The 715-nt window shown below is 65.5% G+C and carries 1 protein-coding gene; it reads right to left on the bottom strand.

The genetic code is table 11. The annotated features are described in order from the left end of the window. Positions 1-715, bottom strand: a 715-nt coding sequence (locus EN914_RS37310) for an aldehyde dehydrogenase family protein (protein ID WP_127389778.1), incomplete at both ends; no start/stop codon positions are given.

Consider the following 715-nt stretch of genomic DNA (forward strand, 5'->3'; position numbering starts at 1 on the left):
CCAGCCCTCGGCCAGTTCGCCGGACGCCGGCTTTCCGCCACCCAGCACGCACAGCGCACCCTCGCGGCGCGCTATGCCGAGATAGGACAGCACCTTCTCGCGCTGGGCTTGCGTGGTGATCGGCCCGACCTGCGTCTCTTGCAGCGCCGGATTGCCCAATCGAGCGCTGGCCGCCAGCGTTATGACGCCTTCCACGAAGCGGTCGTGGATCTTGCGATGCACCAGCAGGCGCGAACCCGCGATGCAGGTCTGGCCGCTGGCCGCGAAAATGCCTGAGATCGCGCCGTTGACCGCGCTCTCGATATCGGCGTCGTCAAAGACGATGTTGGCCGATTTGCCGCCGAGCTCCAGCGTGACGGTCTTAAGCTGTTCGGCAGCCGCGCGGTAAACGGCGATCCCGCCGGGCTCACCACCGGTGAAGGCGATCTTGGCGATGTCGGGATGGGAAACAAGCGGCACGCCGACATCCAGCGGCATGCCGGTGACGGTGTTGACCACACCGGGCGGGAAGTCTGCCTGCGCAAACAGTTTCACGAACTCCAGCGTCGAGGCCGAGGCGTGTTCCGACGGCTTGATGACGACAGTGTTGCCTGCCGCCAGCAGCGGCGCGAGCTTCCAGGTCAGAAGCAGAAGCGGCGAATTCCAGGGCACGATCGCTGCAATGACACCCAGCGGCTCGTGGCGGGGGAAAGCGAACATGGCAGCCTTTTCGATC

It is taken from the genome of Mesorhizobium sp. M7A.F.Ca.CA.001.08.2.1 (assembly GCF_003998455.1).
Lineage (GTDB): Bacteria > Pseudomonadota > Alphaproteobacteria > Rhizobiales > Rhizobiaceae > Mesorhizobium > Mesorhizobium ciceri.